Annotated in this window: 21 protein-coding genes; all 21 read left to right on the top strand. The window is 68.3% G+C overall.

Annotated features, from left to right (window positions below):
* The 21 genes from carA (at position 1) to lgt (ending at position 22547) form a co-directional block, all read left to right on the top strand.
* Entirely contained in the window at positions 1 to 1197 is a 1197-nt protein-coding gene (gene carA / locus ALI44B_RS02775; RefSeq protein ID WP_077053225.1) for a glutamine-hydrolyzing carbamoyl-phosphate synthase small subunit, read from the top strand.
* Positions 1197 to 4559: a carbamoyl-phosphate synthase large subunit gene (carB, locus tag ALI44B_RS02770; RefSeq protein WP_077053224.1), complete on the top strand. Its 3363-nt coding sequence runs from the start codon at positions 1197 to 1199 to the stop codon at positions 4557 to 4559. Before carA ends, carB begins: the two co-directional genes overlap by 1 nt.
* A complete protein-coding gene (gene pyrF / locus ALI44B_RS02765; protein WP_077053223.1) occupies positions 4556 to 5461 on the top strand; it encodes an orotidine-5'-phosphate decarboxylase in 906 nt (301 codons plus the stop codon). The genes carB and pyrF overlap by 4 nt, the downstream gene beginning before the upstream one ends.
* Positions 5454 to 6380 (top strand): guanylate kinase, encoded by a 927-nt coding sequence (gene gmk, locus ALI44B_RS02760; protein WP_077053222.1) that lies wholly within the window; start codon positions 5454 to 5456, stop codon positions 6378 to 6380. The genes pyrF and gmk overlap by 8 nt, the downstream gene beginning before the upstream one ends.
* An 81-nt stretch (positions 6381 to 6461) precedes the next feature.
* Positions 6462 to 6725: a DNA-directed RNA polymerase subunit omega gene (gene rpoZ / locus ALI44B_RS02755; protein ID WP_077053221.1), complete on the top strand. Its 264-nt coding sequence runs from the start codon at positions 6462 to 6464 to the stop codon at positions 6723 to 6725.
* A 284-nt stretch (positions 6726 to 7009) separates the two neighbouring features.
* A complete protein-coding gene (gene metK, locus ALI44B_RS02750) occupies positions 7010 to 8203 on the top strand; it encodes a methionine adenosyltransferase (protein ID WP_077053220.1) in 1194 nt (397 codons plus the stop codon).
* Between the two features lie 4 nt (positions 8204 to 8207).
* A complete protein-coding gene (locus ALI44B_RS02745; RefSeq protein WP_238592019.1) occupies positions 8208 to 10415 on the top strand; it encodes a primosomal protein N' family DNA-binding protein in 2208 nt (735 codons plus the stop codon).
* Between the two features lie 34 nt (positions 10416 to 10449).
* Entirely contained in the window at positions 10450 to 11454 is a 1005-nt protein-coding gene (gene fmt / locus ALI44B_RS02740; RefSeq protein ID WP_077053219.1) for a methionyl-tRNA formyltransferase, read from the top strand.
* A complete protein-coding gene (locus ALI44B_RS02735; RefSeq protein ID WP_083709445.1) occupies positions 11451 to 12908 on the top strand; it encodes an RsmB/NOP family class I SAM-dependent RNA methyltransferase in 1458 nt (485 codons plus the stop codon). The genes fmt and ALI44B_RS02735 overlap by 4 nt, the downstream gene beginning before the upstream one ends.
* A gap of 9 nt (positions 12909 to 12917) precedes the next feature.
* On the top strand, positions 12918 to 13586 hold the full coding sequence (gene rpe / locus ALI44B_RS02730; RefSeq protein ID WP_077053218.1) for a ribulose-phosphate 3-epimerase: 669 nt from the start codon (positions 12918 to 12920) through the stop codon (positions 13584 to 13586).
* A gap of 24 nt (positions 13587 to 13610) precedes the next feature.
* Positions 13611 to 13874, top strand: coding sequence for a phosphoribosyl-ATP diphosphatase (locus ALI44B_RS02725; protein WP_077053217.1), 264 nt, complete (start codon positions 13611 to 13613; stop codon positions 13872 to 13874).
* Positions 13875 to 13918: 44 nt separating this feature from the next.
* Entirely contained in the window at positions 13919 to 14758 is an 840-nt protein-coding gene (hisG, locus tag ALI44B_RS02720) for an ATP phosphoribosyltransferase (protein ID WP_077053216.1), read from the top strand.
* A 19-nt stretch (positions 14759 to 14777) separates the two neighbouring features.
* The gene (hisF, locus tag ALI44B_RS02715; protein WP_077053215.1) at positions 14778 to 15542 is read left to right on the top strand and encodes an imidazole glycerol phosphate synthase subunit HisF; all 765 of its coding nucleotides are present in this window, start codon (positions 14778 to 14780) and stop codon (positions 15540 to 15542) included.
* On the top strand, positions 15539 to 15946 hold the full coding sequence (gene hisI / locus ALI44B_RS02710) for a phosphoribosyl-AMP cyclohydrolase (protein ID WP_077053214.1): 408 nt from the start codon (positions 15539 to 15541) through the stop codon (positions 15944 to 15946). The genes hisF and hisI overlap by 4 nt, the downstream gene beginning before the upstream one ends.
* A complete protein-coding gene (locus ALI44B_RS02705) occupies positions 15943 to 17475 on the top strand; it encodes an anthranilate synthase component I (protein WP_077053213.1) in 1533 nt (510 codons plus the stop codon). The genes hisI and ALI44B_RS02705 overlap by 4 nt, the downstream gene beginning before the upstream one ends.
* Positions 17472 to 18320: a Trp biosynthesis-associated membrane protein gene (locus ALI44B_RS02700; RefSeq protein ID WP_083709444.1), complete on the top strand. Its 849-nt coding sequence runs from the start codon at positions 17472 to 17474 to the stop codon at positions 18318 to 18320. The genes ALI44B_RS02705 and ALI44B_RS02700 overlap by 4 nt, the downstream gene beginning before the upstream one ends.
* Positions 18321 to 18491: 171 nt before the next feature.
* Positions 18492 to 18722, top strand: a complete 231-nt coding sequence (locus ALI44B_RS02695; protein WP_077053212.1) for a DUF6704 family protein — start codon at positions 18492 to 18494, stop codon at positions 18720 to 18722.
* Positions 18723 to 18724: 2 nt separating this feature from the next.
* A complete protein-coding gene (trpC, locus tag ALI44B_RS02690; RefSeq protein WP_077053211.1) occupies positions 18725 to 19495 on the top strand; it encodes an indole-3-glycerol phosphate synthase TrpC in 771 nt (256 codons plus the stop codon).
* A 3-nt stretch (positions 19496 to 19498) separates the two neighbouring features.
* Positions 19499 to 20710, top strand: coding sequence for a tryptophan synthase subunit beta (trpB, locus tag ALI44B_RS02685; RefSeq protein ID WP_077053210.1), 1212 nt, complete (start codon positions 19499 to 19501; stop codon positions 20708 to 20710).
* A complete protein-coding gene (gene trpA / locus ALI44B_RS02680; protein WP_083709442.1) occupies positions 20707 to 21495 on the top strand; it encodes a tryptophan synthase subunit alpha in 789 nt (262 codons plus the stop codon). Before trpB ends, trpA begins: the two co-directional genes overlap by 4 nt.
* Before the next feature lie 80 nt (positions 21496 to 21575).
* Entirely contained in the window at positions 21576 to 22547 is a 972-nt protein-coding gene (gene lgt, locus ALI44B_RS02675) for a prolipoprotein diacylglyceryl transferase (RefSeq protein WP_077053208.1), read from the top strand.
* Positions 22548 to 22594: the final 47 nt, after the last annotated feature.

The raw sequence follows: 22594 nt of genomic DNA, 5'->3' as shown, positions 1-22594 counted from the left end.
ATGACCTCATCCCCGTTCCGCAGCAAGGCGAAGGCGGTGCTCGTCCTCGAAGACGGCACGCGCTTCACCGGCCAGGCCTTCGGCGCCACCGGCCAGACCCTCGGCGAGATCGTCTTCCAGACCGGTATGACCGGCTACCAGGAGACGCTGACCGACCCGTCCTACGCCGGGCAGATCGTGCTCATGACCGCGCCGCACATCGGCAACACGGGCGTCAACGCCGAGGACGAAGAGTCGGCACGCATCTGGGTCGCCGGCTACGTCGTGCGCGACCCCTCCCGCATCGTGTCCAACCACCGTTCAGAGGGCACGCTCGACGCGCAGCTCGAGAAGGACGGCGTCGTGGGCATCGCGGGCGTCGACACGCGCGCCATCACGCGCCACATCCGCTCGGCCGGCGCCATGAAGGCCGGCGTCTTCTCGGGCGCCGACGCCGACCTCTCGGACGGCACGCAGCTCGAGCTGGTGCGCGAGGGTCGCGACATGCGCGGCCTCAACCTCTCGGCCGAGGTGTCGACGCAGCACCCCTACGAGATCGCCGCGACCGGCGAACGCGTGGGCCGGGTCGCCGTGCTCGACCTCGGCGTGAAGAAGAGCACCCTGACCTATCTCTCGGAGCGCGGCTTCGACGTGGTCGTGCTGCCGCAGAACGTGAGCGCCGATCACGTGCGCTCCCTCAAACCCGATGCGCTCTTCTACTCCAACGGCCCGGGCGACCCGGCCGCGAGCGACCACCACGTCGAACTCCTGCGCGACGTGCTGCGCGACGGCACGCCCTACTTCGGCATCTGCTTCGGCAACCAGCTGCTCGGCCGCGCCCTGGGCTTCGGCACCTACAAGCTGCCCTTCGGCCACCGCGGCATCAACCAGCCCGTGCTCGACAAGTCCACCGGCCGCGTCGAGATCACCTCGCAGAACCACGGCTTCGCGGTCGACGCGCCCATCGAGGGCGTGCACGAGTCCTCGCAGGGCTTCGGCCGCGTCGAGGTCAGCCACTATGGCCTCAACGACAACGTGGTCGAGGGTCTGCAGTGCCTCGACATCCCCGCCTTCTCGGTGCAGTACCACCCCGAAGCGGCCGCAGGACCGCACGATGCGAACTACCTCTTCGACCGCTTCCGCGACATGGTCATTCGTTTGAAGGCCGACGCCACCACCGACGCGAGCACAGACGCCACCTCAGGAGACAACAACTAATGCCCAAGCGCGACGATATCAAGAGCGTTCTCGTCATCGGCTCCGGCCCGATCGTGATCGGCCAGGCCGCAGAATTCGACTACTCGGGCACGCAGGCCTGCCGCGTGTTGCGCGAAGAGGGCGTGCGCGTCATCCTCGTCAACTCGAACCCGGCCACCATCATGACCGACCCCGACTTCGCCGATGCGACCTACATCGAGCCCATCACGCCCGAGGTCATCGAGACCATCATCCAGAAAGAGCGCCCGGATGCCGTGCTCCCGACGCTCGGTGGTCAGACTGCCCTCAATGCGGCCATCGCCCTGCACGACGCCGGCACGCTCGCCAAGTACGACGTCGAACTCATCGGCGCCAAGGTCGAAGCCATCCAAAAGGGTGAGGACCGCCAGCTCTTCAAGGACCTCGTGATCGAAGCGGGTGCGGATGTCGCGCGCAGCCACATCGCCCGCACCGTGGAAGACGCCAAGGAGTTCGCGAAGGACCTGGGCTACCCCCTCGTCGTGCGACCCTCCTTCACCATGGGTGGTCTCGGCTCGGGCTTCGCCTACACCGAGGCCGAACTCGTGCGCATCGTGGGCGACGGCATCCACTCGAGCCCCACCAGCGAGGTGCTGCTCGAGGAGTCGATCCTCGGCTGGAAGGAATACGAGCTCGAGCTCATGCGTGACACGGCCGACAACACGGTCGTCGTCTGCTCCATCGAGAACGTCGACCCCGTCGGCGTGCACACGGGCGACTCGATCACGGTCGCGCCGGCCCTCACGCTGACCGACCGCGAATACCAGCGCCTGCGCGACATCGGCATCGACATCATCCGCGCCGTGGGCGTCGACACGGGTGGCTGCAACATCCAGTTCGCCATCGACCCCGCCAACGGCCGCATCATCGTCATCGAGATGAACCCGCGCGTCTCCCGGTCGAGCGCCCTCGCCTCGAAGGCCACGGGCTTCCCGATCGCGAAGATCGCCGCGAAGCTCGCCATTGGCTACCGTCTCGACGAGATCCCCAACGACATCACCAAGGTCACGCCCGCGAGCTTCGAGCCCACGCTCGACTACGTGGTCGTCAAGGTTCCTCGCTTCGCGTTCGAGAAGTTCCCGGCCGCCGATCCGACGCTGACGACCACCATGAAGTCCGTCGGCGAGGCCATGGCCATCGGCCGCAACTACGCCACAGCCCTGCAGAAGGCGCTGCGCTCGCTCGAGAAGCGCGGCTCCAGCTTCCATTGGGGTGAAGAGACGCGCTCGGTCGACGAGCTGCTCGAGATCAGCAAGGTCCCCACCGACGGCCGCATCGTCGTCGTGCAGCAGGCCCTGCGGGCCGGCGCGACGGCCGAGCAGGTCTTCGAAGCCACCAAGATCGACCCCTGGTTCATCGACCAGATCGTGCTCATCAATGAGGTCGCCGACTTCGTGCGCACCGCCGATGTGCTCGACTCCGAGGTGCTCACGGTCGCCAAGAACCACGGTTTCTCCGACGCCCAGATCGGTCAGCTGCGCGGCTTCGGTGAGACCGAGGTGCGCGAGGTTCGACACATCCTCGGCGTCCGCCCCGTTTTCAAGACGGTCGACACCTGCGCGGGCGAGTTCCCGGCGCTCACGCCCTACCACTACTCGAGCTACGACCAGGAGACCGAGGTCATCGCGAGCGACCGCCGCAAGGTCGTCATCCTGGGTTCCGGCCCCAACCGCATCGGCCAGGGCATCGAGTTCGACTACTCGTGCGTGCACGCCTCGTTCGCCCTGCGCGACGCCGGCTACGAGACCATCATGATCAACTGCAACCCCGAGACGGTCTCCACCGACTACGACACGAGCGACCGGTTGTATTTCGAGCCGCTGACGCTCGAAGACGTGCTCGAGATCGTGCACGCCGAAAGCCAGTCCGGCGAGCTCGTCGGCGTGGTCGTGCAGCTCGGCGGGCAGACCGCCCTCGGACTCGCCGCCGGGCTCAAGGCCGCCGGCATCCCGATCCTCGGCACGACGCCCGAGGCCATCGACCTGGCCGAAGAGCGCGGTGCCTTCTCCGCCATCCTCGACGCCGCGGGCATCCTGTCGCCCCGCAACGGCACCGCCACCGAGGTCACCGGAGCCGTCACCGTGGCCGAAGAGATCGGCTACCCCGTGCTCGTGCGCCCCAGCTTCGTGCTCGGCGGTCGCGGCATGGAGATCGTCTACGACACGGCCTCGCTCGTCGACTACTTCGACCGCATGGCCGACCAGGGCATCATCGGCCCGCAGCACCCGCTGCTCGTCGACCGGTTCCTCGACGACGCCATCGAGATCGACGTCGACGCGCTGTACGACGGCGAAGAGCTCTACATCGGCGGCGTCATGGAGCACATCGAAGAGGCCGGCATCCACTCGGGTGACTCCTCGTGCACCCTGCCTCCCGTCACGCTCGGCCGCTCGCAGATCGACCAGGTTCGTGAGGCGACGCGCGCCATCGCCGAGGGCGTCGGCGTGCGCGGCCTGCTCAACGTGCAGTTCGCGATCGGCGCGGGTGTGCTCTACGTGCTCGAGGCCAACCCTCGGGCGTCCCGCACGGTGCCGTTCGTGTCGAAGGCGCTCGGCATCCCGCTGGCCAAGGCGGCGTCGCTCATCATGGTCGGCTCGACCGTGCGCTCGCTCGTCGACTCGGGGCTGCTGCCCCCCATCGACGGTTCGCGCGTTCCCATGGACTCGCCCGTCGCCGTCAAGGAGGCCGTGCTGCCCTTCAAGCGCTTCCGCACCAAGGCGGGCGACATCGTCGACTCCGTGCTCGGGCCCGAGATGCGCTCGACCGGCGAGGTCATGGGCATCGACCGCGACTTCCCGCGGGCGTTCGCCAAGAGCCAGGCCGCTGCCTACGGCGGAATGCCGCTCGGCGGAACCGTCTTCGTCTCTGTCTCGGACCGCGACAAGCGCTCGATCGTGCTGCCGATCCTGCGCCTGAAAGAGCTGGGCTTCGAGATCCTCGCCACCGAGGGTACAGCCGAGGTTCTCAACCGCAACGGCATCACGGCCCGCACGGTGCGCAAATTCTCCGAGGGCAACGAGGCATCGGTGGGCGAGCCGTCCATCGTCGATCTCATCAACCGCAACGAGGTGGATGTCGTGATCAACACGCCGTCCGGTCGCTCGGCTCGCGCCGACGGCTACGAGATCCGCGCGGCCGCCGTGGCCGAGGACAAGCCCCTGTTCACGACGATCGCCGAGCTGACCGCCGCCGTGGCTTCGCTCGAGGCCATCCGCACCGGTTTCGACGTCCGCTCGCTGCAGGAGTACGCGCAGGACCGGGCAGACCGCGCCGCGCGTGCCGCTGAGCTCGCTTCGGCTTCGGCTTCGGCTTCGGCTTCGGCCGGCAGCGTCTCGCAGGCATGACGGGGGCCGGCACACCCACCTTCGGAGACCGCCTGAACGACGCCTTCGGGCGCTTCGGGCGGCTCTCGGTAGGTATCGACCCTCACCCGTACCTCCTGTCGGCGTGGGGGCTCTCTGACGACGCCGCCGGACTGCGCGAGTTCGGCCTGCGGGTCGTCGAAGCCAGCGCGGGGCAGGCGGGCATCGTCAAACCGCAGGTGGCGTTCTTCGAGCGCCACGGCTCGCGCGGCTATGCGGCGCTCGAAGAAGTCATTGCGGCTGCGCGCGCGGCCGGACTCCTCGTCATCGCCGATGCCAAGCGCGGCGACGTCGGCACGAGCGTCGAAGCTTACGGTGAGACCTGGCTCCGTCCCGGTTCGCCCCTCGAAGCGGATGCCGTCACGCTCGTCGCCTACCAGGGCGTCGGGTCGCTCGATGCCCCCATCCGGTTGGCGCGCGAGCACGGCAAGGGTGTGTTCGTGCTTGCGGCGACGAGCAACCCCGAGGGTCGCGACATCCAGCGCGCCTTCGTCGACACGCACGCAGCCTCGGCTGCCGAGGATTCGAACGGCACCTCGGATGGCGGGGCACCGCGTCGTGTCGCCCGCGCCATCGTCGACGACATCGTCGCCTCGAACGCCGCGGCGGGGGAGACCAAGCTCGGCTCGGTCGGCGTGGTCATAGGTGCAACTCTGCGGCTCGCCGAGTTCCAACTCGACTTCCGCCCCTCTCCCGTGTTACCTGTATTAGCGCCCGGTTTCGGGCATCAAGGCGCGGCCGTATCTCAGTCGGCCGACATCTTCGGGCCCATGAGCCCCGGTGTCATCGTCGCCCAGTCGCGGAGTGTGCTCGACGCCGGCCCCACCGGTATCGCCGCCGCGATCAAGAACCAAGCAAAGGATGTGAGAAGCAACATTGCCTGAAACTTCCCCCCGGCGCCCGCCCGAGGTCGACCGCGTTGCGGCGTCTCGTGCTGCTGTCGCCGCCCGACGCGCTCGTGCCACGGTCAAGGCACGAATCGCCGACGGACAGGTTTCGGCCCTCCAGATTCTGGACCGGGCCATCGCAGATCCGGAGGGCGTGGAGGGACGTCTCCGGGTCACGGACTTCTTGCTCAGCGTGCCCGCCATCGGCGCGACGAAGCTCGCGAAGATCCTCGAAGACCTCGGCATCTCGCCCGCCAAGCGCGTGGGCGGCCTCGGTCAAAAGCAGCGGGTGCGGCTGCGCAACTTCCTCATCGAACGTGAGGCGACCAACCGTTCGCGCAAGCGCAGCCGCTTGATCGTGCTGGCCGGGCCGACGGCCGTCGGCAAGGGCACGGTGGCGAACTACATCCGCGAGCACCACCCCGAGGTGCAGCTGTCGGTGTCGGCGACGACGCGCCAGCCCCGCCCGGGCGAGGTCGAGGGTGTCAACTACTACTTTGTCGACGACACCGAGTTCGACCGCATGATCGTCGAGGGCGAGCTGCTCGAATATGCGACCGTGCACAACGCGTACCGCTACGGCACGCCGCGAGCGCCCATCGAAGCGGCGCTGCGCCGCGGTGAGAGCGTCCTCCTCGAGATCGACCTGCAGGGTGCCCGCCAGGTGCGTCAGGCCATGCCCGACGCCACGCTGGTGTTCCTGTTGCCGCCCAGCTGGGACGAGCTGGTGCGCCGGCTCGTCGGCCGCGGCACCGAGGGCGAGGAAGAGCGCGAGCGACGACTGGCCACGGCCAAGATCGAATTGGCCGCGCAGAACGAGTTCGATGTGAAGGTCGTCAACAACACGGTCGCCGAAGCGGCGGAAGAAGTCGTAGACTTGATCAAGACTCGCGGGAATTCCGGGTCATCCCGTTAATCGGGTCGATGCTTCGCATCGTGAGACCGGAACATCATCCCCAGCAGACTTTCCATCAATACCCACACGAGGAGTGTGACCATGGCTGACAAGCTCACCGGAATCATCGACCCGCCCATCGACGACCTGCTCTCGAAGGTCGACTCGAAGTACGCCCTCGTCATCTTCGCGTCGAAGCGCGCGCGCCAGATCAACGACTACTACTCCGACCTGCACGAAGGCAGCCTGTTCGACAACGTGGGGCCGCTCGTCGACTCCAACGTCGAAGACAAGCCGCTGTCGGTCGCGATGCACGAGATCAACGAGGACAAGCTGGTTCTCAAGCCGATCGTTCCCGCTTCCTAAGCGCGATCCGCTCGGCGGGTTCACGTGCGTGAACTCTCCACCAGGTTCGGCCGTCACCTTCGGGTGGCGGCCTTTTCTGTGCGCTCGGTCGCTGTTCCGGGACTTTTTTCCGTGGCAGATCGTTCTCCCCAGGTGAGATGCCGTGAAGTTCTTCACAGACGCGTAACCACCCGGGGCCTGTCGGATGCCCCGGATATAGTTATGAGCACCGTGAGGCGGGCATCCACTCACACCGATCACTCATCCGTGCTGGTTCGCACGGGCATTCAAGGTAAGGCACCTGCATGACACAACTGCGTCTCTTCTCGTCGGAATCGGTTACCGAGGGGCACCCCGACAAGGTCTGCGACCAGATCTCCGATGCCATCCTCGATGCCCTCCTGACCGAAGACCCGCGCTCGCGTGTCGCCGTCGAGACGCTCGTCACGACGGGCCTCGTCCATGTCGCGGGCGAGGTCACGACCGATGCCTACGTCGAGATCCCCGCCATCGTGCGCGAGCTCGTCACCTCCATCGGCTACGACTCGTCCGAGGCCGGCTTCGACGGCGCCTCCTGCGGCGTCTCCGTGTCGATCGGCCAGCAGTCCGCCGATATCGCCCAGGGTGTCGACGACGCGTTCGAGAGCCGGGAGCAGTCGTCTTCCGATGCGCTGGACCAGCAGGGCGCCGGCGACCAGGGCATCATGTTCGGCTTCGCCACCACCGAGACGCCGCAGTACATGCCTTTGCCGAGCTGGATCGCTCACCGCCTCGCCGAGCGCCTCGCGGCCGTGCGCAAGTCGGGCGAGCTCGCCTACCTCCGGCCCGACGGCAAGACCCAGGTCACGATCGGCTACGAGGGCATCATCCCGCGCACGGTCGAGACCATCGTCCTCTCCACCCAGCACACCGAGGCCGTCTCGACGGCCCAGCTGCGCGCCGAGGTCGAGCGTCACGTCATCCGCCCCGTGCTCGACACGATTGACCTCGACACCAGCAACGTACAGTTCCTCATCAACCCGACCGGCCGTTTCGTGGTCGGCGGGCCCAAGGGTGACGCGGGGCTGACCGGCCGCAAGATCATCATCGACACCTACGGCGGCGCCGCACGTCACGGCGGCGGCGCTTTCAGCGGCAAAGACCCGTCGAAGGTCGACCGTTCGGCTGCCTACGCGCTGCGCTGGGTCGCCAAGAACGCGGTTGCCGCGGGCTTCGCCGACAAGCTCGAGGTCCAGGTGGCCTACGCCATCGGCAAGGCAGCGCCCGTCGGCCTCTACGTCGAGTCGTTCGGCACGGCCAAGGTGCCCGAGGCGACCATCGTCGACGCCATCCGCGAGGTCTTCGACCTCCGCCCCGGTGCCATCGTCCGCGAACTCGATCTGCTGCGCCCCATCTACCAGCAGACGGCCGCCTACGGTCACTTCGGCCGCGAGCTTCCCGACTTCACGTGGGAGCGTCTCGACCGCGTCAGCCAGCTGCAGAGCGCTGCCGGACTCTAGCGCCATGGCCGAACCACTGGCCGACCCGACCGGAGGCTCGGCGCTGCCCGAGACCGGAACGGTCGCCCGGGTGGTCATCGACTCGCCGCTTCCGCAGCTCGACCATCTCTTCGATTACGCCATCCCCGAGAAGCTGCGGGGCTCCGTCATGCCGGGCGTCCGCGTGAAGGTGCCGCTGCGCAGCGCGAACCGCGTCGCCGCGGCCTACGTCGTTGAGGTCGTCGACACGAGCGACTTCGGCGGAGCCCTCACACCGCTCGAAGAACTCGTCTCCGACGTTCCTGTGCTCACACCCGAGGTCTGGTCACTGGCGCGCCGGCTGTCCGAGCGCAGCGCGGGGGGAGCGAGCGACATTTTGCGTCTCGCCATCCCGTCACGGCAGGTGCGCGTCGAGAAGGCGTGGAAGGCCCGCGCCCTCGAGGCCTCGAAGCGGGCACAGGTCGCCGAACCGGCTGACGCGGGAGTGCAGCCCGGCACCGTCGCAGACGTCGACGTGGCCGCGCAGCCCGAAGCCGGCGCGGACGCTGAGTTAGCAAAGGAGCCAGGCGCTGACGCGGACGTTGACGTCGCTACACAGCCAGACGCTGACGCGAGAGTCGCCGAGGTTACGCAGTCAGAAGGCGAGCTGCACGGGTTGATCGCCGTCTCGGGCTACCGCGACACTGTCTGGCGGGCCGTCGCCGAGGGCGGCAGGCTGGCGCTCGACGCTATCCCCAGCCCGCGCGAAACAGCAACGGGAGCGCCCATCGGCTCCTGGGCGCGCACACTGGCCGAGCTCGCGCACAACACGGTCATGTCAGGACGCACGGCCGTCCTGCTGACGCCCGACTACCGCGACCAAGACCAACTCGAGGCGGCGCTGGCCGATCTGCTGCCGCCAAAACAGATTTCCCGCGTCGATGCGCGGCAGTCGAACGCCGAGCGTTACGCATCCTTCCTCGACCTGCTCGACGACCGCCCGCGCGCGATCGTGGGCAACCGGTCAGCGATCTACGCCCCGAGCTCCCGGCTCGGCCTGATCGCAATGTGGGACGACGGCGACCACCTGTATCGCGAACCACTGGCACCCTATGTGCACGCCCGCGACGCGGCCCTCGTGCGGCAAGAAGAATCGGGCGCGGCCCTCGTCGTTCTCAGCCACGGCCGCAGCGTCGAAACCGAGCGGCTCGTGCAGATGGGCTGGCTCACGGCCGAAGCTCCGAAACCGCTCGTCGCACCCCGAGTCATCCAGACGGCCCGCCAAGACCAGCCCGATGCCGCATCGGGTGCTGCCCGCATTCCCTCGACCGCGTGGCGCATCGCCCGAGAGGCGCTCGAGACCGGTCCCGTGCTCGTGCAGGTGGCGCGGCCCGGGTACGCTCCGGCTGTCGCCTGCGCCAACTGTTCGCATCTCGCCCGCTGTCGCGAATGTCATGGCCCGCTCGGCGTCACGCGCGCCGGAGCCACACCGGCCTGCACGGTCTGCGGAGCCCTCGCCGTCAACTGGCAGTGCGACACGTGCGAGCACAAGCTCTTCAAGCTCGTCACCCGAGGCTCGGGCCGCACGGCAGAGGAACTCGGCAAGGCGTTCCCCGGCCACACCGTCATCGTGTCCGACGGCGAACGCAATGTCCGCACGATCGAGAGGCGCGCATCGCTCGTCGTCGCCACCCGCGGAGCCGAGCCACTCGTGCAGGGCGGCTACGCGGCGGTGCTCCTGCTCGACGGTGAACGCATGCTCGCCGCCGAATCGTTGAGCATCGCGGAAGACTGTCTGCGGTGGTGGTCGAATGCCGCGGCCCTCGCCGCACCGCGCGCGCCCGTCGTGCTGACGGGCGTCGCGGGAACACTCGGCACCGCCCTGGCCAACTGGGATCAATCCGGCTTCGCGCGTCAAGAACTCGACGACCGTCGCGCACTGCGCTTCCCGCCGGCCGTGCGCGTCGTCGCGCTCACGGGCACGGCCGAGAGCGTCGATCGCGCCATCGACGACGTCCGCGCCGAACACGAGCTACCGCCGGGCGCCGTGCTGGGGCCGACACCGCACGAAAAAGAACAGGTCCGCGCCGTCATCCGCACCGACTATGCGCTGGCCCAGAGACTCGCCAAGTCGCTGCGCGCGTCCGTCGTTCGGGCAGCCACTTCCAGGCGACGCCCACCGGCCGCCAAGGGTGGCTACCGCCCAGCGCCTACACTGAAAGTGCACTTCGACGATCCGGAGATCTTCCAATGACAGCCCCCGACCATCGCCGACAGGAGCCCACCGCATGAAGATCGTTTTCGCCGGAACGCCCGCCGTCGCCGTCCCCACCCTCGAGGCGCTCGTCGCGAGCCGACACGAGGTCGTAGCCGTCATCACCCGGGCCGACGCGCCCGTCGGACGCAAACGCGTCATGACTCCGTCTCCCGTGGCCGCGGCCGCCGAGCGCGCGGGCCTCACGGTGATCAAAGCCAACCGTCTCGACGACGACGTGACCGCAGCCATCCGTTCACTCGAACCCGACCTGGGAGTCATCGTCGCCTACGGGGGCCTCGTCAAGCGAGCCCTGCTCGACACACCGACACACGGATGGATCAACCTGCACTTCTCGCTGCTTCCCCGTTGGCGCGGCGCCGCGCCCGTGCAGCACTCGCTCATCGCGGGCGACGAGGAGACGGGCGTCTCGATCTTCCAGCTCGTGCCCGAACTCGATGCGGGCGACATCTTCCTGCGGCGCGCGCTCCCCGCGCCCGACGACGCCACCGCGGGCGACCTGCTCCAGGCCTACGCCGCCGAGAGCGTGCCCCTGGTGCTGGAGGTCGTCGACAACATCGCCTCGGGCACTGCTACGTCCGAACCGCAGAGCGGGGACGTCACACTCGCCCCCAAGCTCTCGGCCGCTGACGGGCGCCTCGACTGGTCGGCCGATGCCTCGCGCGTCTTCGCCCACTATCGAGGCGTCACGCCCGAGCCCGGAGCACACACCGAGATCACTATCGCCCCGGCCGGCGGTTCGACCGCCGCCGCTGTCGCGGCAGGCGCTGGTGCCGCACACGTCGCTGGTGTCGCTGAGCCGAGTACCACGACTCTGAAGGTGCTCGAGCTCGCTCGCACCACTGGCCGGGGCCTCGACGCGGGGCGGCTCGCCCTCATCGACAAGCGCGTACACATCGGCACCGGTTCGGGTGACGACCTCGAACTCGTCCGCGTGCAACCTGCCGGGCGTCAAGCAATGGCCGCCGCCGACTGGTGGCGTGGCCTTCCCAGCGGAGCGGAGATCTCAGCCCGATGAGCGACAACACCCACAAACGCACGTCTCGGCCGGCCGGCCGCCAGCGGCCCCGCAGCCGCCCCGCCCCCGTCGTCACGGTGCAGCCCGCCCGCCGCGTGGCCTACGACGTACTCACCGCCGTTAGCCGCGACGACGCCTACGCCAACCTGCTGCTGCCAACGGCCATCAAGAGGGCGGCCCTCAACACGGCCGACGCCGGACTCGCGACCGAGCTCTGTTACGGCACGCTGCGGTTGCGCGGCTACTACGACCGCGTCATCGAGCTCGCGGCTGGCCGGTCGATCGACGACATCGACCTCCCCGTACTCGACGTGCTGCGCCTCGGCGCCCATCAGCTGCTGGGCATGCGCGTGCCCTCCCACGCGGCCGTCAACGAATCCGTCTCGCTGGCGCGCGAGGTCGGCTCGCGCTCGGCCAGCGGTTTCGTCAACGGCGTCCTCCGCACGCTGTCGCGGAGCGAAGCGTCGGAATGGAAAGAAAAGGTGCTCGCGCGGGCCAAAAACGCCGACGACCGCCTGGCCGTCGAATACGCGCACCCCGCCTGGATCATCCGCGCCTTCCGCCAATCACTCACGGCCGAAGGCCGCGTCGACGAACTCGAACAGCTGCTTGCCGCCGACAACGACGCTCCGAGGGTGAACCTCATCGCCTTGCCCGGTTTGATCGACGCACCGGCCGATGCGCACCCCAACGAATACTCTCCGGTGGGCTTCACGCTGGGCCACGGCGACCCCGACACGACCATCGGGCATGCCGGCGGCCGGCTGCGCGTGCAAGACGAAGGGTCTCAACTCGCCGCGCTCGCGCTCAGCCGATTCGAACCCGTGCAACCGGGGGAGCGGTGGCTCGACCTGTGTGCCGGGCCGGGTGGCAAGACGGCTCTCCTCGGTGCCGAGGCACACACCGGGCACGCCCATCTCGACGCCAACGAGATCACGCCCGCGCGCGCCGAACTCGTGCGCCGCGCCATCCGCCCTCTCGCCGACGTCCCCGAGGTGAGCGAGCTCGACGGTCGCCAGATCGGTGAGCATCGCCCGAACACCTACGACCGCATCCTCGTCGACGCGCCGTGCACGGGTCTCGGCGCATTGCGACGCCGCCCCGAGGCGCGCTGGCGCAAAACCGCCAAAGACGTCGCCGACCTCACCGTGCTGCAGGCCTCCTTGCTGGCCTCGGCCTTCGACGCCCTGAAGCCGGGCGGCACGGTGGCCTACGTGACCTGCTCGCCCCACATCGCCGAAACACGCGGCGTCGTCCTGGCCGCGCTCGGTCGGTGGGGTGCCGACGCCGAACTCCTCGACACGGCCGCCGCCCTGCAACGCATCGCGGTGAACGACCTCGACCTGGGCGACACGACGCTCGGCGAGCACTCGGGCACCGTCGCTCAGCTCTGGCCGCACCGCCACGGCACCGACGCCATGTTCGTGGCACTCATTCGCAAGAACGCACGATAGGGAGACGCCGTGACCGCCCGCATCAACCCCAGCATCCTCGCCGCCGACTTCGTCAACATGGAACGCGATCTGCACCGCATCGCAACCGCCGACCTCGTGCACGTCGACGTCATGGACAACCACTTCGTCCCCAACCTCACGTTCGGCCCCCAGATGGCCGGACGCATCCAGGATGTCTCGCCCATCCCGCTCGACGTCCACCTCATGATCGACAACCCCGAGAAGTGGGCCCCGGGCTATGCCGAGCTCGGCGCCTACTCGGTCACCTTCCACGCCGAGTCGACGACGGACCCCGTCTCCGTCGCCCGGCGCCTGCGGGAGATCGGTGCGCGAGCCGGCCTCGCCCTCAAGCCTGGCACCGATGTCGATCCCTACCTCGACCTCCTTGCCGAATTCGATCAGGTGCTCGTAATGACCGTCGAACCGGGTTTCGGCGGCCAGTCCTTCATGCCCGAAACCATGCCCAAGCTGCGGGCGCTGCGTGAACGCGTATCCCAGACGGGTCTCGACGTGTGGCTGCAAGTGGACGGCGGCATCAGCGAGAAGACCATCGCCATCGCGGCAGAGGCCGGCGCCGACACGTTCGTGGCCGGATCGAGCGTCTTCGGCGCCGAGAACCCGGCGCTGGCGATCGACACGCTGCGCCGCGAGGCCGCCGCCCACACGCACACCCCCTAGCCGCGTTACTAGTAACCTGGGTGAGTGAAGACATTCGACGCCCTGTTCGCTGAACTCAGCCAGAAGGCCATCGACCGCCCCGAGGGCAGTGGCACGGTCCGCGAGCTCGACGGTGGCGTGCATACGATCGGCAAGAAGATCGTCGAAGAGGCCGCCGAAGTGTGGATGGCCGCCGAATACCAGAGCGACACCGAGACCGCCGAAGAAATCTCGCAGCTGATCTACCACGTGCAGGTCATGATGATCGCCAAAGGCCTCAGCCCGGAAGACGTCTATCGACATCTGTGAGTCCCGCTCACGTCATCCGACTTCTTCTACCCGAAAGTTTTTCCATGTTGCGAATCGCAGTGCCCAATAAGGGCTCACTGGCCGAGACGGCCGCCGTCATGCTCACCGAGGCTGGCTACGCCACGCGTCGCGACCCGAAAGAGCTGCACCTGATCGATGCCCGCAACGGCGTCGAGTTCTTCTACCTCCGCCCGCGCGATATCGCGACCTATGTCGGCTCGGGCGCGCTCGATGTGGGCCTCACGGGCCGCGACCTGCTGCTCGACTCGGGTTCGACGGCCACCGAGATCGAGGCGCTCGGCTTCGGTGATTCGACGTTCCGGTTCGCTGGCCCCGAGGGCCGCTTCGCTCAGCTCGAAGACCTGCAGGGCGTGCGCGTCGCCACCAGCTACCCGGGCCTCGTGGGCGACTTCCTGCGCAGTGCGGGCGTCGAAGCCACGCTCGTCCACCTCGACGGCGCCGTCGAATCTGCCGTGCGTCTCGGTGTGGCGGATGCCGTGGCCGACGTCGTCTCCACGGGCACGACACTCCGCAAGGCCGGGCTCGAGATCTTCGGCCCCGTCATCCTCGAATCCACGGCCGTCCTCATCGGCAACGGCGACGAGAAGCCGGGCCTCTCCACCCTGCGTCGCCGCCTGCAGGGCGTGCTGGTGGCCCGTCAATACGTGCTCCTCGACTACGACCTCCCCGTCGCGCTCCTCGAACAGGCCACCGCGGTCGCCGGCGGCATCGAGTCGCCCACCATTTCGCCCCTGCGCGACCCCGAGTGGGTCGCCGTCCGCGTCATGATCAAACGCGAAGAAACCAACGACATCATGGATGCGTTGTACGAACTCGGTGCCCGCGCGATCCTCGTGAGCGCCATCCACGCCGCCAGGCTCTAGCGGGAAGGACACACGCACGATGTCGGTCATCACCCGCGTCATCCCGTGTCTCGATGTGGCCGACGGCCGCGTCGTCAAGGGCGTCAACTTCCAGAACCTGCGCGATGCCGGCGACCCCGTGGCCCTCGCGCGGCAGTACTACGAGCAGGGCGCCGACGAGCTCACGTTCCTCGACGTCACGGCCACGGTCGACGACCGCGCCACGACGTATGACGTGGTCGCGCGCACGGCCGAGCAGGTCTTCATCCCGCTGACCGTCGGCGGCGGCATCCGCAGCACGGAAGACGTCTCGAAACTGCTCGCCTCGGGTGCCGACAAGGTGGGCGTCAACAGCGCCGCCATCCGCCGCCCCGAACTGCTCGACGAGATCTCGGGCGTGTTCGGAGCCCAGGTGCTCGTGCTCTCGCTCGACGTGAAGCGTTCGGCCGAGCTTCCCTCGGGGTTTGTCGTCACGACGCACGGCGGCCGCACCGAAACCACGCTCGATGCTCTGGCCTGGGCGCGCGAGGCCATCGAGCGCGGCGTCGGCGAACTGCTCGTCAACTCGATCGACGCCGACGGCACGAAGGAAGGTTTCGACCTCGAACTCGTTGCGGCCATGCGTGCACTGAGCCCCGTCCCCGTCATCGCCTCGGGCGGGGCGGGCGACGTCTCGCACTTCGCCCCCGCCGTCCAGGCCGGCGCCGACGCCGTGCTCGCCGCGAGCGTCTTCCACTCCGGTCAACTGACCATCGGCGACGTCAAACGCTCGCTGCGCGCCGAAGGAATCGAGGTCCGCTCATGACCGAAACGCACACCGCGGCCCCGAGCCCCTCAGCCGTCGAAGCCCAGATCGCACGCGTCGCCTTTGCCGACAACGGCCTGGTTCCGGCTGTCGTGCAGCAGTACGACACGGGCGAGGTCCTCATGCTCGGCTATATGGATGCCGAAGCCCTCCGCCGCACGCTCACCTCGGGCCGCGGCACTTTCTGGTCGCGCTCCCGACAGGAATACTGGCGCAAGGGAGACACGTCCGGCCACGCGCAATACGTGAAGGACGTGAGCCTCGACTGCGACGGCGATACGCTCCTCGTCCGGGTCGACCAGGTCGGCGTCGCCTGCCACACGGGCACCCGCACGTGCTTCGACGGTCGCGACCTGCACGCCGTCAGCGCCGATCGACCGGCCTCGGAAGGAACGGCATCATGACGACGAGCATGCCGGGCAGCACCACGCGCGCCCAGTTCGACGCCCTCACGGCCGAGCACCGCGTCATCCCCGTCGTGCGCGAACTCTTCGCCGACGGGGAAACCCCCGTCGGTGTCTACCGCAAGCTCGCGATCGGCCGCCCGGGCAGCTTCCTGCTCGAATCGGCCGAACAGGGTGGCATCTGGTCACGGTTCTCCTTCGTCGGCGTCTCCTCGTTCGGCGTGCTGACGCAGGAGGGCGAGACACCCCGCTGGATCGACTACGGCATGGATGTCGAACGCGCCCTCGGTTCGCTCGACGACGTCCAGCCGCTCGAGGCCATCACACGCCTGCACGCCCGCTGGCAGACCCCGAAGATCGACGGCATGCCGCCCCTCACGGGTGGTCTCGTCGGCTTCATCGGGTGGGAGGCCATCCGCCAGATCGAACGCCTGCCGAACCGCCCGCCGCTCGAGAACCGCGTGCCCGGCCAGGCGCTCTGTTTCGCGGCCGACCTCGCGGTGCTCGACCACCGCACGGGCACGGTGCTGCTGATCGCCAACGCGCTCAACGACGGCAGCGAAGCATCCGACGAGCTGTGGGATGCCGCGCAACGCCGCCTCGACGCCATGCAAAGCGACCTGGCGCAACCGAGCGACGCCTGGCTCGCCGACGTCGATCTCTCGGCCGAGCCCACGCCCCATCACCGCACGCAGCGCAGCGACTTCCTGGCCGCGGTCGACACGGCGAAAGAGCACATCCGCGAGGGCGACATCTTCCAGGTCGTCGTCTCGCAGCGGTTCGATCAGCCGACCGACGCCGCGCCCATCGACGTCTACCGCATCCTGCGGACGCTCAACCCGAGCCCGTACATGTATCTGCTGACTCTCGACACGGTCGATGGCGTGCCCTACTCCATCGTCGGCTCGTCGCCTGAGGCGCTCGTCAAGGTCGAAGACGGCCGCGTGTTCACGCATCCGATCGCCGGCTCGAAGCCGCGTGGCGCCACGCCCGAGCAAGACGCCGACCTCTCGGCCGAGCTCAGCGCCGACGAGAAGGAGCGCGCCGAGCACCTCATGCTCGTCGACCTCTCGCGCAACGACCTGCTGAAGGTCTGCCGCGCGGGCAGCGTCGAGGTGACCGAGTTCATGCGCGTCGAGCGGTTCAGCCACATCATGCACCTCGTGTCGTCGGTCGAGGGCGACCTGCTTCCGGATGTCTCGCCCGTCGACGTCTTCCGTGCAACGTTCCCCGCCGGAACGCTCTCGGGCGCCCCGAAGCCCCGGGCCCTCGAGATCATCGACTCCCTAGAACCCGCCCAACGCGGCGTCTACGGGGGAGTCGTAGGCTACTTCGGCTTCGCGGGCGACCTCGACCTCGCGATCGCCATCCGCACGGCCACGCTCATCGACGGCGTCGCCCACGTTCAGGCGGGTGGCGGTCTCGTCGCCGACTCGGTGCCCGAATCGGAGTTCCAGGAGTCGGTGAACAAGGCGGCCGCCCCGTTGCGTGCTGTCGCCGTCGCGAACACCATGAAAAGGATCAGATGACCTCCGAGACCCCCGGGCCGGACGACGTGACGCCTGCTGCTACGGACGCTGCCGCCACCGACGCCGACGAGCGCCTCGAACGCGCGACGGCCCGAGCCAAGCGCGTGAAGTACCTGTCGCTGCTCGGCCTCGTCGTCCTCAGCGCGCTGTCGCTCCTCGCCTGGACACAAACGTGGTTCAGCGCTCAGCTCTCTCAGACGCAAAACTCGCCCGTCGTCGGCATCATCGAGGTCTCGGGCGAGGTCGCGGCTCCCGCGCTCTCGGCCCTCGCCCTGGCCGGGCTGGCCCTCACGGCAGCGCTGGCCATCGCGGGCGTGCTGTTCCGCTACATCCTCGCGGTGCTCAACATCCTGCTCGGCGTCTGCATCTCCCTCTCGGCGTTCCTCGCCCTGCAAGACGGCGTGCGGGCCTCCGAGCCGGCGGTCACCCAGGTCACGGGCATCGCGGGGCACGAGTCGGTGCGCACGATCGTGAGCTCGGCCATCCCCACCGCGTGGCCCATCGTCACGCTCATCCTCGGCATCGGTTTCGTGCTCGTCGGCGCTCTCGTGCTGGCCACGGCGCGTCGCTGGCCGAGCTCGTCCAAGCGCTATCGCACGGTCGCCGTCAACACCGCGGATGCCGCCACCGACGGCGCTTCGACCGCCGACGGCCCCTCCGCCGACCTCGGTTCCCGAGAGCCCGGCTCGCACGGCCACTCGGCGGCGGCGGCATCCTCGACAGGCGCCCCCGTCTCCACCGACGGCACCACGCCCGAGGCTCCGGCGGCCGCCGACGGCACCCCCCGCATGGACCCCGTCGACAGCTGGGACGAGCTCACGCGCGGCGACGACCCGACGCGCTGAGCCCGCGTTACGCCCTGGGCCCGCCCGGGCCACGCGTGGCGCTTCGGCAACGGATGCTCTGCGCTCTCCGCAGGCCGCCGCCCTCGACTTTTCCCCCACGTCGCGTCACTCGTCTCGCCCCCGTTTCACAGCCGGTAGAGTAGATCGCGCAATCATCGATGAAGGAGTTTCATGAGCAGCGAGTCAATTGATATGGGACACGGCCACTCTCCGGCCGCCTGGATCTCGGTGACGGTGATGCTCGTCGCGTTCGCCGTCGGAACCCTGTTCTTCGTCCTCGACATGCCTCTCTACGTGGTCATCTGCGCGGGCGTCGTCCTGATCGGTGCCCTGCTTTGGCCCATCCTCGCGAAAATGGGCTACGGCGTCGGCGGCGCCAAGTACACCTCGAAAGGTCACTGATCGTGCTCGCCGACCTCATGGCCGGCGCAGCTGAAGACGCCGATGAGCGCCGCGCGGTCATCCCGCTCGCGGCCGTCGAGGCCGAGGCTCTCGATCAGCCGGCCGCACTCGACGCCCTCGAGGCCCTGCGCCGTGGCCCGAACGTCAAGGTCATCGCCGAGGTCAAACGCGCGAGCCCGTCTCGCGGCGATCTCGCCGACATTCCCGACCCGGCCCTGCTCGCCTCGGCCTACGAAGAGGGCGGCGCCAGCGCCATCAGCGTGCTTACAGAGGGCCGCAAGTTCAAGGGTTCGCTCGACGACCTGCGGGCCGTGCGCCAGCGTGTGTCGATTCCCGTGCTGCGCAAGGACTTCATCTCTCAGCCCTACCAGGTGTTCGAGGCGCGTGCCGCCCGGGCCGACCTCGTCCTCCTCATCGTCGCCGGCCTCGGCCAGACCGAACTCGCCGAGCTCTACGCGCTCGTCGGTGAGCTGGGCATGACCGCGCTCGTCGAAACCCACTCGGCCGAAGAACTCGACCGCGCGCTCGAGATCGGCGCCGACGTCATCGGCGTCAACGCCCGCAACCTCAGCACGTTCGAGCTCGACCAGTCCCTCTTCGGCACCCTCGCGCCGCGCATTCCCGACGGCGTCATCAAAGTCGCCGAGTCCGCGGTGCTCCAGCCGGCCGATGTGGCACGTTATCGTGCCGACGGTGCCGACGTCGTCCTCGTGGGCGAAGCACTCGTCACGGGCGACCCCATTTCCACCCTCACGCAATTCTTGGCGGTATAGACCATGGCACTTCGGCAGCAGACCGGCCCCTACTTCGGCGACTTCGGCGGGCGGTACGTGCCCGAATCGCTCGTCGCGGCGCTCGATGAACTGACCGAGGCGTGGGAGCAGGCGAAGAACGACCCCGCTTTCCAGGCCGAGCTCGACGAACTCTTCGCCACCTATGTCGGGCGCCCGTCGCTCATCACCGAGGTTCCGCGTTTCGCCGAGCACGCCGGGGGAGCGCGCATCATCCTGAAGCGCGAAGACCTGAACCACACGGGCTCGCACAAGATCAACAACGTGCTCGGCCAGGCCCTGCTCACGAAGCGCATCGGCAAGACGCGCGTCATCGCCGAGACCGGCGCCGGCCAGCACGGCGTCGCCACGGCAACAGCGGCCGCCCTGTTCGGCCTCGATTGCGTCATCTACATGGGCGAGGTCGACACCGAGCGCCAGGCCCTCAACGTGGCTCGCATGCGCCTCCTCGGCGCCGAGGTCGTCGCCGTCAACACGGGTTCCCGCACCTTGAAAGACGCCATCAACGACGCCATGCGCGACTGGGTCACCAACGTCGAAGACACCAACTACATCTTCGGAACCGTCGCCGGCCCGCACCCGTTCCCCGAAATGGTTCGAGACCTGCAGAAGATCATCGGCGAAGAGGCCCGCGAGCAGGTGCTCGCCCTCACGGGTGCGCTGCCGACCGCGGTCGTGGCCTGCGTCGGCGGCGGTTCCAACGCCATGGGCATCTTCCACGCCTTCCTCGACGACGAAGACGTGAGCCTATGGGGCTACGAGGCCGCCGGTGACGGCGCCGACACGCCTCGCCACGCCGCCACCATCACGAAGGGTCGCCCCGGAGTCCTCCACGGTGCCCGCAGCTTCCTGCTCCAAGACGAAGACGGTCAGACGGTCGAGTCCCACTCGATCTCTGCGGGCCTCGACTACCCGGGCGTCGGCCCCGAGCACTCCTGGCTGTCGAGCATCGGCCGGGCCAACTACCGTCCGATCACCGACGCCGAAGCCATGTCGGCCCTGCGCCTCCTGAGCCGCACCGAGGGCATCATCCCCGCCATCGAGTCGGCCCACGCCCTCGCCGGGGCACTCAAGCTCGGTCGCGAACTCGGGCCGGACGCCGTCATCCTGATCAACCTGTCGGGCCGCGGCGATAAAGACATGGAAACCGCCGGTCGCTACTTCGACCTCATCGACCAAGGAGCCGAACAATCGTGAGCGCCGTCGCCACCGCCCTGCAGAAACGCCGGGACGAAGACCGCGGGGCCCTCATCGGCTACCTCCCGGCCGGTTTCCCCACCATCGACGACAGCGTCGAGGCGGCCATCGCCATCGCCCGCAACGGCGTCGACGTGATCGAGCTGGGCCTGCCCTACTCCGACCCCGTCATGGACGGTCCCGTCATCCAGGCCGCCACGCAGCAGGCGCTGGCCAACGGTTTCCGCCTGCGCGACGGCTTCGAGGCCGTGCGACGCATCACGCAGGAGGTCGACACCCCGGTCCTCCTCATGACGTACTGGAACCCGGTCGTGCAATACGGCGTCGAGCGCTTCGCCGACGACCTCGTCGAGTCTGGCGGCGCTGGTTTGATCACGCCCGACCTCGTTCCCGATGAGGGCGGCGAATGGATCGATGCCTCCGCCCGCACGGGGCTCGACCGCGTCTTCCTCGCGGCGCCCTCTTCGTCCGATGAGCGACTGCGTCAGGCCATCGATGCCAGCCGCGGCTTCGTCTACGCCGTCTCCACCATGGGCATCACGGGTGCCCGCAGCGACGTCGACCAGGCGGCCCGCACGCTCGTCGAGCGTCTGCGCGAAGCCGGCGTCGAGAACACGTGCGTTGGCCTCGGCATCTCCACGGCCGAGCAGGTGCGCGAAGTCAACGAATACGCCGACGGCGCCATCGTCGGGTCCGCCCTCGTCAAGGCTCTGGCCGACGGGGGAGTGGCCCGCGTCGCCGAGGTCGCCCGCGAACTCTCCGAGGGCACCTATCGCGGTCGCTGACCCGTCATTCTCGCCAATGCTCTGCCAGTAGAGTTGATCCCGCACACCCCACGAACACTTCCCGAAAGGTGCAGAGCTAGGTGAACCTCCCGCTGAGCATCCCGAGTCCCTCCGTCAGCTACTTCCAGGTCGGGCCGCTGCAGATCCACTTCTACGCTCTGTGCATCCTCGCCGGCATCATCGCGGCAGCACTCTTGACGAATCACCGCCTCAACAAGCGCGGCGCCGAACGCGGCATCATCCTCGACATGATCCTGTGGACGGTTCCTTTCGGCATCGTCGGCGCGCGCATCTTCCACGTGCTCACGCACCCCAACGACTATTTCTTCCCGGGCGCCGAGCTCTGGAAGGTCGTCGCCATCTGGGAGGGCGGCATCGCCATCTTCGGCGCGCTCATCGGTGGCGCCATCGGTGCCTACATCGGCTGCCGCGTGCTCGGCCTGCGCTTCTGGACGTTCGCGGATGCCCTGGCCCCGGGTCTCCTGCTCGCGCAGGCGTTCGGCCGCTTCGGCAACTACTTCAACCACGAGCTCTTCGGCACCCCGACGAACGGATGGTGGGGCCTCGAGATCGAGAGCTCCAACCCGGCCTACCCGATCGGTCTGCCCGACGGCACGCTCTTCCAGCCCACGTTCGCCTATGAGGTCATCTGGAACCTGCTGGGCGTCGCCGTCATCCTGCTGCTCGAGCGCAAACTCGGCCTGCAGTGGGGCAAGGTCATCGCCGTCTACCTGATCTGGTACGGCCTCGGTCGCATCGTGTGGGAGTCGATCCGCATCGACCCGTCCGAGATCTTCTTCGGCCTGCGCGTCAACGTCTGGGCGGCTATCTTCGCCGTGGTCGCGGGCATCCTGATCTTCGTCGTGCAGTCGCGCCGTCACACGGGTCTCGAGCCGAGCGCCTATGTCCCCGGTCGCGAATTCAACGCCACCGCGGCTGAGGTAGACTCCAAGAACACCGATGCGGGATATGTCGATCTCAGCGAGCCTGAAGACACGAAGCCGGATTCGGACGCAGCCGTTGCCACAAGCACGACAGGCTCACAAAAATAACGGTTAGGTTCACCCCGATCCCCTTCCCGAGGCACCACTCTGATGTG

Source organism: Leifsonia sp. ALI-44-B (genome assembly GCF_001984125.1).
In the GTDB taxonomy this organism is placed as follows: Bacteria; Actinomycetota; Actinomycetes; order Actinomycetales; family Microbacteriaceae; genus Okibacterium.
This window is presented reverse-complemented; position numbering and strand designations above follow the sequence as displayed.